Source organism: Butyrivibrio sp. (assembly GCF_024699075.1).
Genome location: NZ_JAILQF010000286.1, coordinates 1 through 13,621, shown reverse-complemented (window position 1 = coordinate 13,621; position 13,621 = coordinate 1). Strand labels below are relative to the sequence as shown.

Annotated in this window: 12 protein-coding genes; 10 read left to right on the top strand and 2 right to left on the bottom strand. The window is 38.7% G+C overall.

Annotated elements, in window-relative coordinates; all coding sequences use genetic code 11:
* Positions 1-263: 263 nt before the first annotated feature.
* Together K6G87_RS11650 and K6G87_RS11645 are read right to left on the bottom strand one after the other, a co-directional pair.
* Entirely contained in the window at positions 264-1,784 is a 1,521-nt protein-coding gene (locus K6G87_RS11650; protein ID WP_296837375.1) for a 4Fe-4S dicluster domain-containing protein, read from the bottom strand.
* A 214-nt stretch (positions 1,785-1,998) separates the two neighbouring features.
* On the bottom strand, positions 1,999-3,099 hold the full coding sequence (locus K6G87_RS11645) for a PTS transporter subunit IIC (protein ID WP_296837373.1): 1,101 nt from the start codon (positions 3,097-3,099) through the stop codon (positions 1,999-2,001).
* 369 nt (positions 3,100-3,468) lie between these two features.
* Here K6G87_RS11645 and K6G87_RS11640 point away from each other — a divergent pair, with 369 nt between their 5' ends.
* The 10 genes from K6G87_RS11640 to K6G87_RS11595 all read left to right on the top strand — a co-directional run.
* Complete coding sequence (locus K6G87_RS11640) at positions 3,469-3,909, top strand: DUF3237 domain-containing protein (protein ID WP_296837370.1); 441 nt, start codon at positions 3,469-3,471, stop codon at positions 3,907-3,909.
* A gap of 272 nt (positions 3,910-4,181) precedes the next feature.
* Positions 4,182-4,796 carry an MptD family putative ECF transporter S component gene (locus K6G87_RS11635; protein ID WP_296837369.1) on the top strand — a complete coding sequence of 205 codons (615 nt, stop codon included), beginning with the start codon at positions 4,182-4,184 and terminating at the stop codon, positions 4,794-4,796.
* A gap of 17 nt (positions 4,797-4,813) precedes the next feature.
* Complete coding sequence (locus tag K6G87_RS11630; RefSeq protein ID WP_296837367.1) at positions 4,814-5,569, top strand: energy-coupling factor transporter transmembrane component T family protein; 756 nt, start codon at positions 4,814-4,816, stop codon at positions 5,567-5,569.
* Positions 5,566-8,820, top strand: coding sequence for an energy-coupling factor transporter ATPase (locus tag K6G87_RS11625; protein ID WP_296837364.1), 3,255 nt, complete (start codon positions 5,566-5,568; stop codon positions 8,818-8,820). Before K6G87_RS11630 ends, K6G87_RS11625 begins: the two co-directional genes overlap by 4 nt.
* On the top strand, positions 8,801-10,552 hold the full coding sequence (locus tag K6G87_RS11620) for an ABC transporter ATP-binding protein (protein ID WP_296837363.1): 1,752 nt from the start codon (positions 8,801-8,803) through the stop codon (positions 10,550-10,552). Before K6G87_RS11625 ends, K6G87_RS11620 begins: the two co-directional genes overlap by 20 nt.
* Complete coding sequence (locus K6G87_RS11615; protein ID WP_296837360.1) at positions 10,549-10,734, top strand: hypothetical protein; 186 nt, start codon at positions 10,549-10,551, stop codon at positions 10,732-10,734. Before K6G87_RS11620 ends, K6G87_RS11615 begins: the two co-directional genes overlap by 4 nt.
* A 603-nt stretch (positions 10,735-11,337) precedes the next feature.
* Positions 11,338-11,583: a hypothetical protein gene (locus tag K6G87_RS11610; protein WP_296837359.1), complete on the top strand. Its 246-nt coding sequence runs from the start codon at positions 11,338-11,340 to the stop codon at positions 11,581-11,583.
* Positions 11,584-11,633: 50 nt separating this feature from the next.
* A complete protein-coding gene (locus K6G87_RS11605) occupies positions 11,634-12,683 on the top strand; it encodes an ATP-binding cassette domain-containing protein (protein ID WP_296837357.1) in 1,050 nt (349 codons plus the stop codon).
* 32 nt (positions 12,684-12,715) lie between these two features.
* Positions 12,716-12,964, top strand: a complete 249-nt coding sequence (locus K6G87_RS11600; RefSeq protein ID WP_296837354.1) for a hypothetical protein — start codon at positions 12,716-12,718, stop codon at positions 12,962-12,964.
* Positions 12,965-13,003: 39 nt separating this feature from the next.
* Positions 13,004-13,621 (top strand): MFS transporter (locus K6G87_RS11595; protein ID WP_296837352.1); only part of this gene is annotated, 618 nt, incomplete at its 3' end.

Genomic DNA, 13,621 nt, shown 5'->3' with positions numbered 1-13,621 from the left:
TTCTACGAAACTCCCACAATCCTCAAACATTCACAAATCCGCACTACGTGCTACTTTGCTCATGTTTGGCGGGTCATAAATTCATATTCGATTTCGAGCAAGCTCGAATCGAAATGACTTTTGACCCTTACGTCATAATATAAAATCCGAGGGCTACCAGCTTAAAGCCCCCGGATTTTATTGTCTATAAATAAACCCTCATATAAGCACAATTAGAAAGTTCAAATGTACGCCCATCATCCATTGTTATGTAACAAGTACCTTTAGTCTCTTTCAGCAAGTTCATCAAGCCATTCTTCATAGGTGCTTTCATAAGCGTGGGCTTTACTTGACTGCTTCTGATTCTGAAGTACTGCGGCTTTGGACTTGGCAATAGGCATTACGGTTCCGGCGCCGCCTATGCAGCCTCCTGGGCAGGCCATTCCTTCAAGAAGGTAACCGTTATATTTACCGGCCTTGGCAAGAGCCAGCATCTTCTTACAATTATCAAGGCCTTCAGCTCTTTCCACCTTAACTTCTCTATCAGGATATCTTTCTTTGATAACATTAGCTACAGCGCTTGCAACACCTCCGCTTATAGCAAAGGCTCTACCATCACCTGATCCGCCGTGCATGGTGTTATGAGTTTCAAATTCAGTGAAGTTAACGCCTTTGGCTTCGAACATACCCATAACTTCTTCAAAAGTAAGAACAAAATCTACATCACTTCGAATGTAAGTTCTGCTTGCTTCAAGCTTTTTAGCTGCACATGGACCTATAAAAGCTACCTTACATCCTGGATGCTTTTGTTTAAGAAGTCGCCCTGTAAGAACCATAGGTGTAAGTGCCATTGATATGCAATTGGCCTGTTCCGGGAAGTTCTTTTGTGCCATTGCTGACCAGGCCGGACAACAGGAAGTACCCATAAATGGTATCTTATCAGGAACTTCGTTTATAAAGTCTTCAGCCTCCTGAAGTGTACAAAGGTCAGCACCTATAGCAACTTCAACAGCATCTTCAAAGCCAAGAGCCCTAAAAGCATATCGCATCTTATCAAGAGACAGATTCGGACCAAACTGACCTACGATGGCAGGAGCAATAGCAGCGTATACAGGAGTATCGCTCTTTATAGCCTGAATAGTCTGGAATATCTGCGCCTTATCAGCAATAGCACCAAATGGGCAATTAGCAAGGCACATTCCACAACTTACGCATTTATCATAATCAATATCTGCTCTTCCAAATTCATCAGATTTAATTGCATTAACACCGCAAGCCTTAGCACATGGTCTCTCCATACGCACTATAGCTTTATAAGGGCATACTTCTATACATCTACCACATTTAATACATTTTTCCTGATCTATTACGGATCTGCCATGCTCAAATCTTATCGCATCACGAGGGCAAACCTCATGACATGGATGCGCAAGACATGCCTGACACTGATTGGTTACAGTTACAACGTTGTCAGGACACTTATTGCAAGCGAATTTAATGATGTTGATAAGGGGCGGCTGATAATATTTTTCAGGTTTTACGCATTCTTCAGCTCCCGTTGATACCGGGGCATGCTCAGCTGCGCTTCTTAAAGACAATCCCATAGCAAGACGCATTCTCTCTTTAACGATAGCTCTTTCAAGAAAGACGCTTTCTCTATATTTGGATTCTTCGCCGGGAATAATACGGTAGGGGATCATTTCCATTTCGGACAGATCGCCATCCTTATAGTTATAAGACAGCTTTGCAACTTCAGCAAAAACACGTTTTCGAATATCATTAACCGACGTATAAATGCCACGTATACTCATATAAATCTCCTTACTTGGTGGTGCGGGGACAATGAAACATATAGCAATCTTGCCATTGACTATATATCGTCTACATAAATATTATATACTGAAAATGCCATTATTTGTTGATTATTTATATCAAACTTCGCACCTATACATAATCTGCTTTCCTTGCAATTTGATTTCCTTGGACAGTTAATAAAGGATTTTCTTGTTGCAGGAATCATCATTCAAGCTTTAGATCTCCGTCCTTGACCCAGCCTATTTTCTTTAAAAACATATTTATAACAGGGCAAAGGATAGCGGGAAGAACAAAAGATATAAGTATAAGACCCGTCCAGTCAAAAGCAGTAATAGAAGCCTTGGTTCCTGCTGCGATATCGTTAAGCCAGCCTGTATATACACCGATCTGACCTACAAGTCCGCAGGTACCCATACCTGATGAGATAGGCGCTCCGTTCATCTCAAGATGAAATACGCAGGTAGCTATAGGTCCGGTTATTGCAGATGTTAATATCGGAGCTATCCAGATTCTTGGATTCTTTATAATATTGCTCATCTGGAGCATAGAAGTTCCTATGCCTTGAGATATAAGGCCTTCCCATTTATTCTCCTTAAAAGACATAAATGCAAAGCCGATCATCTGAGCACAGCATCCGGCTACAGCCGCGCCTCCTGCAAGGCCTGTAAGAAGGAGAGAAGCGCAGATAGCTGCTGATGATATAGGGAGAGTCAGAGCTATTCCTACAACAACCGATACTACTATTCCCATGATAAAAGGCTGCTGATTGGTAGCCCACATGATCACATCTCCAAGCTTCATTGCAGCCTTCCCTATAGGCTCAGCTATAAGAGCAGAAAGGCCAATACCTGCTCCTATTGTCACAAGAGGTGTTACTAATATATCAATTTTTGTTTCTTTTGATATAGCTTTACCGATTTCCGATGCTATTATCGCTATAAATAGTACGGCAAGAGGTCCACCTGCTTTGCCTAGAGCATTAGATGAAAAGCCAACAGTTACCAGAGAAAAAAGGACAAGAGGCGGGCAATGAAGAGCATATCCTATTGCAACTGCCATTGCAGGGCCGCACATAGCTTTAGCAAGACCACCTATTGTATATGATGTCTCGCCTATCATGGCAACAGTCTGATTAAGACATGAAATATTGAACTGAACAGCAAGTGTATCAATGATAGTACCAATAAGGAGCGAACAGAAAAGCCCCTGTGCCATGGCACCAAGGGCATCGATCAGATACCTTTGAACAGAAATTTCGATATCTTTACGTTTAAGAAAAGCTTTAAAACCACCATTTGAACTCATAATTATCCTCCAAAAAGATGAAATATCCTCACCGCCTGCATAAAATGCTTAGAGGTTTACTTGCTGCAAATATAGTAGATAGCTATTTGGTACGTAAATATAATGATGTAGGTGTCAAAAGGTGCTTTTGACAACATATGACGACTGGATTGTAACCACAATCCTCATATAATTCTATTTATATACTTTTTAATTATACATATGATACTACACTGATACAAACAAAAATATTGTAAAGATAGAGTAATCAAACTTCGCTCCTATAAACAATCCAATCTTTTTGCAAATTTGATATCTTGGCATTTGACACCAAAGTTTTACCGCTTTTATAATGGCTTTAATATGCACAAATGGGGGGGTACCAGAAAGATGAATAACACAGCTGATTTATTATCAGATAAGCGCTCAGGAGATGAAATACTGACAATCGATGTAATCTTAAAAGAAGTCAATGAAGTTAAGGGGCATAGCGGCGAAGCCTGCATGATCTTATTCGATGGATATTGTCATAACGATATCTTCAATGGAGATATCTTAAATGGCGGTGTTGATACGCAAAGGCAGGAGGCAGGAAGCCTGTTAAGAACTTTATCAGCAAGATACATTCTTAAAGGTAAAGATTTTGAAGGTAATGACTGCAAAATCTTTATTGAAAATAATGGCACTGCAAATGGTGGACAGTTCACTACAACTCCAAAGATATTAACAGATAGCAGCGCTTTAAAGCCTTTAGAATCATATGACTTTGTTGGAAGTATAAGTGATACTGAAGAAGAGGGCCATATTAAGATTCATATCAAGAAAAAATAGACTTTTTTATTTTCAATCTTATTTCTGCCTTTTCAAAATGTTTTATGACAAATAATATATTTTTATATTGATTTTATATAAGATAAATGTTATCATTTCGAGTTAGCAGAGGCTAACATACATGCGAATTGCGAGTGTTTTGCAAAAACGTAGCAATTCTGTCGTCGTAAAGGTCAAAAGAGACTTTCGATCTTTGCATCATAATATCAATATTGAAAAGAGGTCTGTCAGACAATGATTCTTTTCAAGATTATCTAAGGAGGATATGAAAAATGGCAAGAAAAGAAATAACAATGACTTATACTCAAAAGGATACTAAACTTCGTACTAAAGACCTTATATATGCAGGTGCATTCGGTGCGATATATATAGTTCTTATGTTGCTGGTAGTCATGACATGTGGAGCTATACCTATTCTATATATTCTTACTCCATTATTTGTTGGAATTGTATGTGCAACTATTTATGAACTTTGCGTACTTAAAGTACATAAATTCGGAGCTGCACTTATTCTCGGAATCCTTTTTGCTGTAATAACTTCAGCAGCATATCTCCCCGGAATCATACTTGCTATACTAGTTGCCTTTCTTGCAGAACTTGTGATGATGGCAGGTCATTATAAATCCAAAAAGATGTTCCTTCTTTCATATGTCGTATTCAATCTGAATATGGTATGTCCATTTACAAATTTATATTTTAACAGAGATTCATTTATGGCTGTATCTACAGAATACTACGGTGAAGAATATGCAAATGGTGTTGCGGCTCTTGCATCAGTATGGCTTCCTTTAATACAGATCGCCCTTGCTGTTGCTGGTGCTATTATAGGTCTTTTTATTGCCTCAAAGCTCATCAAAAAACATTTTGAAAAAGCTGGAATAGTTTAAATAAGGGGATCAAAAGAATGGATTTTACTTTTTATGACGGAAACAAACAAGGCCTTATAAAAGTTGACCCTAGAACTAAATTCCTGATATTTCTGGCAAGTGGAGTATTAACACTAAGTAGCTACAGTGATCTGGGAGTAGCAGTTTATTCTCTGTTTTTATGTGCTATCATTGCCCTTTGCGGAAAACCTTTAACAGCTCTCAAAGCAGTACTGCCCTTAGGGGTAGTACTGTATTTGCGTATGGTTTTGCAAAGCTCAAAAGGTGCCCCTTCTATAATAATACTGCTTATAACATTGCTTTCCACCATTTTTATGTTTGGATTTCCAATGGTTATGAGTTTAATTCTGATAATAAAGACTACAAAGATCAGTCATTTTCTTTCTGCATTTTCAGCAATGCATGTTCCTGTTAAGATCATTATTCCTATCGCTGTATTCTTCAGATTTCTACCTACTGTTGCAGATGAATGGAGTGGTGTACGAAAAGCAATGGCTTTTAGAGGAATCTCTTTAAGCCCTATACAGATAATATGTCATCCCTTCAGGACAATAGAATATGTACTTATTCCTATGCTGTTTTCTTCCATATCTGTCATGGAAGAGCTGGCAGCGTCTACAATGGCTCGTGGTATGGATGTAGATATAAAGAGAACTTCCTATGAAGAAGTAAAATTCCAGCCTATTGATTATATCTTAGTCCTTCTTATTATCATTATGACGATAGCTTCGATCATTTGGGGAAGTATGATAAGAGGAGGTATGGTATCGTGATTCGATTTGATAATGTAAGTTTTCATTATGGTGGAGAAAATGGCACAGGCGAGGGTGTTGATAATATAGATCTTACTATTAAAGATGGCGAAGTTGTCGTATTATGCGGAGCTTCAGGTTGTGGCAAAACCACGATCACAAGACTTATAAATGGGCTTGCGCCTTCATTTTATGAAGGTGAAATGGAAGGCAGCGTATGGGTTGATGATACCTGCGTTACAAATACCGAACTATCTGAAACCAGTAAGCTCGTAGGAAGTGTTTTTCAAAATCCCAAAAGTCAGTTCTTTAATATAGATACCACAAGTGAACTGGTATTTGGATGTGAGAATCAGGGAATGCCCAGAGATCAAATACACGAAAGGCTCCTTAATACTCAAAAAGAGATGAAGCTTGATGCTCTTATGAACCGTAATATTTTCGAATTATCCGGAGGAGAAAAACAGCAGATCGCTTGCGGAAGCGTTTATACAGCATCTCCATCTGTCTTCGTTCTTGATGAGCCTTCTTCTAACCTCGACAGAAAAGCAATTCACAGACTTCATGACACTTTAAAGAAAATAAAGTCAGAAGGAAAGACTATTGTTATATCCGAACATCGTTTGTATTATCTTATGGATATTGCTGACAGATTCATATATCTGGATGATGGGGTCATACAAAAGTCTTATACAAGTGCGGATCTATCAGTTTTATCAGATGATGATCTAAAAAAAATCGGTCTTCGTATCGCAGATCTTTCCATGCTAAAAAGAAATGATCATAAATATGATACAGGTATAAAGCAGCCTGTTATAGAGGCGCTTGATCTTAGCTGCACACGAGGCGGAAATCAGATTCTTGATATTGAAAGACTTAGTCTTCCAGAGCACAGCATAGTTGCGGTTATTGGAGATAACGGTTGCGGTAAATCAACTCTTTCAGAGGCTCTTTGCGGCATAGGCACCTGTGATGGAAGCATAGGTTTTAAGGGCGTCTATCTTAGTGAAAAAGAACGATCACAAAAAAGCTTTATGGTCATGCAGGATGTAAACAGACAGCTCTTTTCCGACAGTGTTATCGAAGAAGTCATGCTCAATTCTTCTGTATCACGAAAAGATGCTGAAAACATCTTAGATAAGCTTGGGCTTAAAGATACAATGGAAAGACATCCATCTTCATTGTCAGGAGGCCAAAAGCAAAGGGTTGCAATTGCCTCTGCACTATGTGCAGGCAAAGAGATCATTTTTTATGATGAGCCCACATCAGGCCTTGACAGATGTGGAATGGAACGATTCGGTAAGCTCCTTAATGACATGCGCAATAAGATTACCTCTGTCATAATCACGCATGATCCTGAACTTATCCTTACATGCTGCACTCATGTTCTTCATATTGAAAATGGCCGTGTTTTAGCTTTTTATCCTTTAAATGAAGAAGGTGTTTGCCGCATAAAGGCATATTTCATGTCAGAAAATGATGATAATACTTCAAAAAGAAGACCTAAATACGGTATGTTCGGAAGAGTCCTTAAATATACCGGAAAATGGAAAAAGTATGTTTATATCGCTACATTCTTTCTGGTATCAGGAGCTGCATTTGGCGTAATTCCTTATATTGGAATATATGACATATTAACAAGACTTTTAAGTAGTGAATCCGTGACACTTTCTAATTCCATAAAAGATATAGGAATTGTCCTTATATTTGGCATTCTAAGTGCGCTTGCCAGTACTTTTGGACTGCAGTACAGTCACCGCGCAGCTTATCATACACTGGAAAATATAAGAATTAATCTGCAGGACAAGCTCGATAAGCAGCCTATAGGAAATATACACGAACTGGGTGTTGGCGCGATCAAAAAGCTTTTTAATGAAGATGTCGAAGCAGTTGAAGTAATGCTTGCACATGCTATACCGCAAGGATTCTCCAATATCTTTGTCGGAGCCGCAGTTATGATAGTACTAATAGGTGTCGACTGGCAGATGGCACTTTTTTCACTTATCATTCTTGCCTTTGGTATTAGTGCATCAAAGCAGATGTACAATGTCGGCATGGACAGGATGGGGACGTATTTCGCTTCTTCCAAAAGACTTAATAATACTATCATCGAATATGTCTCCGGCATGGAAGTCGTCAGGATATTTAACCGTGATACACAGTCGGAGGAAAGATTCGAAGAGTCTGTAAAGAATTATCGCGATTTTGGCCTTGACTGGTATAAAGTATGCTGGCCATGGATGGCATTATATGGAAGTCTTTTTTCAAACATGACCCTTTATTCTCTGCCGCTTGGAGCTTTTTTGGTCGTAATAGGATATATTACTATTTCAAGGTATATTCTTGCTCTATGTTTAAGCTTTGCACTTGGACCTATGCTTGTTAATACACTGACCCTTATTGGTACATTGCCTAGGGTTAATTATAAGATCCAGTCTATAGAGAAGGCTCTGGATCGTGCACCACTTAAATGCGGCGAAGAAACCTTTAATGGAAAAGATCATGATGTGGTATTTAACCACGTAAGATTTTCATATAAAGGCAATGAAGCTCTCAAAGATATCTCTTTTACTGCAAAGGAAGGGGAAATGACTGCACTTGTGGGAGCATCCGGAAGTGGTAAGAGTACAATAGCAAGGCTTCTTGCTCATTATTATGATACAGACTCAGGAGTTATCAGTATTGGCGGCCAGGATATAAGCAGAATGTCTCTTGGCGCACTTGGTAACGAAGTTGCGTATGTATCCCAGGAACTCTTTCTTTTTAACAAGAGCATTATGGAGAACATCAGAATAGGAAGACCTGGTGCATCAGATGATGAGGTTATAGATGCCGCAATAAAAGCCGGCTGCGACGACTTTATACGGGATCTCGAAAAAGGATACGACACACTTGCAGGAACAATGGGCAACAAACTTTCAGGAGGCCAGAAGCAAAGGATCGCTTTTGCAAGGGTCTTATTAAAAGACGCGCCTATTATAGTTCTTGATGAAGCAACTGCCTTTGTAGATCCCGAAAATGAAAAGAAGATGAACGATGCGATAGAAGAGATCACACGAGGTAAAACAGTCATTGTGATCGCGCATAAGCTAAGTTCTATTGTAAAAGCAGACAAGATAATCGTCCTTGATAAAGGAAATATTATAAGCGAAGGAAAGCACGGTCAGCTTTTAGGACACTGCGAAGAATACAAAAAATTATGGAAAGCTGCCGGCCAAAGTAACAGCTGGGTATTAAAAGGAGGACAGTTAAATGATTCATATGGTGCATAGGCTATTAAAATTCTGTGATCGCAAGAATGCCCGCAGTATTCGCTTTGCTTATATCTTTTCTTTCCTAAAATCATTTACGCAAAATGCTCCTGTCATTGTAGCTATACTTGTGATAAGAGATCTTATGAATGGGACTGCAAGTGTGAAAACCTGCGTTATTTCATCCGGTATCCTATTTTTATTTTTAATTCTGACAGCATTGTTTGGGCATATGTCTGACAGACTTCAATCTTCTTCAGGTTATAAGGTTTTTGCAGATAAGCGAATTGAATTCGCAAGACATCTTCGTAAACTCCCTATGGGTTATTTTACGGCAGGTAATATAGGGCGTATCAGTTCAATATTATCTGAAGATATGGTCTTTGTCGAAGAAAATAGCATGAGCATAATTGCAGAAGTAGTCAGCGGATTCTTTTCCCAACTTGTTGTCACTATGTTTTTATTTACTTTAAATCCGATCTTAGGACTAATAATGCTGATCACCTCTATCATAGTAATGTGCGTTGCCTATCCTATGAACAGAGAATCCATGCGCAACTCAGATGCCCGCCAGAAGGCTGTGGAGGATCTAAGTGGTGCAGTAATAGAATACGCTGAATCAATGGCAGTTTCTAAAAGTTTTGGCATTATGGGAGAAAGCTCAACTCATCTTAGGAATAGCTTTGCCAATAGCAGGGAAGCTAATCTGACATTTGAAAAAGAGCACACTCCCTGGGAAAGAGCACTGGAAATAATATATTCCATCGGAACCGCTTTGGTACTTGCTACTACGATATTTCTATACCAAAAAGATATAATAGATAACGTATCTTTTATTGGTGTTATGCTCTTTCTCATGAACCTTTTTACTCCTTTTAAGCAAATATACCAGCTTGGCTCAAGACTGACTATAATGAATATCGCTTTAAACAGGATAGAATCTGTCTTTGCTCAAAAGCCTATACCTGAAGATAAATCCGCTTCGCCTTTGAAAAAATACAAACATGAGATTGAATATAATAATGTCTCTTTTTCTTACGAAAATGAAAAAGTGCTGCATGGTGTCTCGTTTACAGCAGACCAAAATGAGATGGTCGCTCTGGTCGGAGAATCAGGAAGCGGCAAGACAACAATAGCTAATCTTCTTGCAAGATTCTGGGATATTGACTCCGGAAGGATCTGCGTTAGAGGGACAGACATAAAGACAATGTCATTAGGCACGTTGATGGATCACATAAGTGTTGTATTCCAAAAAGTATACCTATTCGAAGATACTATTTTTAATAATATTGCTATGGGAAAAGATGGCGCTACCTATGAAGAAGTGGTAGAAGCAGCCAAAAAAGCCAGATGTTATGATTTTATAATGCAGCTTCCCTATGGATTTGATACAAGAGTCGGCGAAGGCGGATCAACCTTGTCAGGTGGTGAAGCCCAGAGAATATCCATTGCAAGATGTATTCTAAAGGACGCACCTATCATCATTCTTGATGAAGCTACAGCCAGTATCGATGCTGACAATGAGCGATACATAAAAGAGGCAATGTCCGAACTTTGCAAAAATAAAACAACGCTTGTTATAGCGCACAGATTAAACACCATACAGGGCGCAGACAAGATAATTGTAATGGATCATGGCAGGATAGCAGAACAGGGCACTCACAGCCAGCTCATTGCCAGTAAGGGAGCCTATTATCGTATGTATAAGCTTCAAAAAAGCATGAACGAAAATACAAAGGAGATAAGTGCATGAGTAAAAATACATACAGAATGACAGGTATCTTTGCAATGATAATAAGCGTATTTCTGCTCATGGGTGGACTGTATCTCCCTCAGGCAGGTATATCAAAAGTCATAACAACATCATGCATTATATCTGGTCTTTTGTTTTTGATCGTAGGAATTGTATTTTATAAGATCCTTAAAACGGACTGATATTGCGTATAAAAAGTAATTGATCTCAGGTCAAATCAAAAGATGATAGATCTCAGGTCAAATCAAAAGATGATAGATCTCAGGAACGTACGGCTTTAGTAAAGTCGTACGTTTTTTATATGCTTTTATTGAATTTAAATTATGTAATCAAGGCGTGATATGACATAGTCTTTTTTTATCTTGCATCACAAGTGCAGATATGCTACTATCGTTTTGAGTTTGAAAAAAGGGGTAAATGAATTTTATGAGTATAAAGGTTTTCTAATCTAAAGCAAACAAATATAAGAATTGCCTGATACCCAGGCTTTATTTTTGTACGCTTAAGATAGATAACCAAATGCTGATAACCTTCATTCTCAGGACAGGTTTATTAATCATGGTTTATTCTGCCTTGCGTACAAATTGTGCGCAGGGCATTTTTATTGCCCTGACTTAAATATTTGCAAGATTGGAGAGAATACCTTGATTAAATACTTTTTACAAAACAAGAAAAAACTCATTACATACCTTTTATTATCCCCGGCAATGTCAATCACATCCGTGCTGTTTGCAAGCGCCCTTGAGCCCCTTGTGAATTCGGCGACTCAGAAGGACGTGGCAGTAATGCTGCGTGCAATTATGGCCTTTGGACTGATCGTAGTCGCAGACCTGACAGCATCCTTTTTTCACAAGATATCAAGAGAGAATCTGAGAAAAGAATTTCTTGTAGGCTTTAAGAATGACCTTTTTGCCGGCATCATGAGCAAAAGTTTTCAGGAATACAGAAAAGAGCCGCCATCATACTATGTATCAATGATGCGTCAAAGTCAGCATCGGAGTACCAGAGCGTTATCTCAGATGCATTTATAGGCTTTAATACGATCAAGCTTTATTCTGTAATTTCAAAAATCAGGAGACAAGTGCAGGACAGAAATGAAAAAAGTGAAGAAGCTGAGTGCAATCTATTAAAAACTAACTATAAGGTTTCATATATGTCAGTGATATGCACATCAGCAGGATTTGCTCTTACGATAATTGCAAGTGTAGTATTTGTTTTTCTTGGGAAGATCAGTATTGGCGGTGTGCTTGCCCTATCGCAGCTCATTGGTGGAATACTTGCTCCTTTTCAGGATGTGCCTATTTTCATTACTAATCTTAAATCTATAGCAGTTGTAATAGATAAATTGAAAAAGTATATTGAAATAGATGAGCAGGATCCGGAAGAATCAGCGCATAGCATTACGGATTATTCGTTAAGCATAGAGAACGCAATGGTTTCTTTTGATGATAAGAAGGTTCTTGATGGCGTGAATATCACCTTTGATCAGGGCAAAAAATATGTGATCATGGGTGAAAGCGGCTGTGGAAAATCCACATTGGTCAAGCTTTTTATAAAAATGTCTGAATGCGCCGGTGGAAGAGTTCTGCTTGGGAAAAGGGATATCAAGAATATTCCGGACAAAGACCTCTATAACGTTGTCAATTATATGCAGCAGGAAGTCTTTTTGTTTGATGATAGTATTAGAAATAACATCACATTATACAAAGATTACTCACCTGAAAAGATTCAGTATGCGATTGAGTGCGCAGGCCTTAAGGACTATGTTGAAAGCCTTGAGTACGGCCTTGAAACTAAGATTAACGGTAACGGATATAACCTTTCCGGCGGTGAGAAACAGAGAATCGGCATTGCCAGAGCTCTTTTGGCAGGAGCGAAGGTATTTATATTTGATGAGATCACTTCAAATCTTGATGTTGCTACTGAGCATTTTGTTGAGAATCTTATCATGAACCTTAAAGATGTGACTGTTATCATGATCACGCACAGGATCAATGACGCGACATTAAGTAAGGCTGACGAGATTCTGGTCATGAAAGATGGCAATATCAAAGAGAAGGGAAACTTTAGAGAGCTTCTTGATGCCAGGGGCATGCTATATGGATATAAGATGATTGCAAGTACAGTTTAAAAACACAAAAACAGTTTGAACAGGAGAAAGATATGGATACAATATTTTTGATACTATGTGGAAGCGTTGAAGAAAGCACTTCTGAGCCTAACGACAACGTAGGAGTGGTCTCGGTTGTTTACGTCTCTAATGATAAAGAAAAGATTGACAGTAAGCTTGAAGATCTGCAGAAAACGCATCCTGATAATTTCTATATAGCTTACGAAGTGCCCATGGATACTGATCTTACGACACTTGAACATTATCCGGGAATTGAGATTTCCAAAGAAGACTTAAATTAAAAAGACTTAAAATAAAATCAGAATTAAAGGAATATTGACATGAAGTTTTTAAACCAATACAAAAATCTAAGTAAAGAAATATATGTCCTGTTCTTTGGGCGAATAGTTACAAGCATGGGTTCTCTTATCTGGCCTATCATGACATTGATACTGAAAAACAAACTCGGATACAGCGCAACGACTATCGCTACGATTGATATGGTCCTTGCGATAATCCAGCTTCCACTCGTTATGGTTGGAGGTAAGCTTGCTGACAGCGTCAACAGGAAGAAGATAATTGTCTGCTGCGATATGGTTACAGTTATCTGCTATTTTATCAGCGGACTTATTCCTCTGTCTTTTATCAGCGTTGCGCTATTCTACATCGCAGGCCTCTTTGCGACAATTGAAGGGCCGTCCTACGATGCACTTGTAGCAGATCTTAGCGATTCAGATAACAGAGAGCAGGCATACAGTCTCCAGTACCTTGGCATGAACCTTGGACTTGTACTTGCACCAACACTTGGCGGATTATTATTTGAAAACTATCTGTGGCTGGCGTTTATAGTAACATCAGTTGCAACATTCTCTTCAACCCTTCTGATCCTTATTTTCATAAAAAAGCTCAGTGTTGAAAAAAAGCATGTCAGCGAATATGAGGAAAAGAAAGAAGGCGTG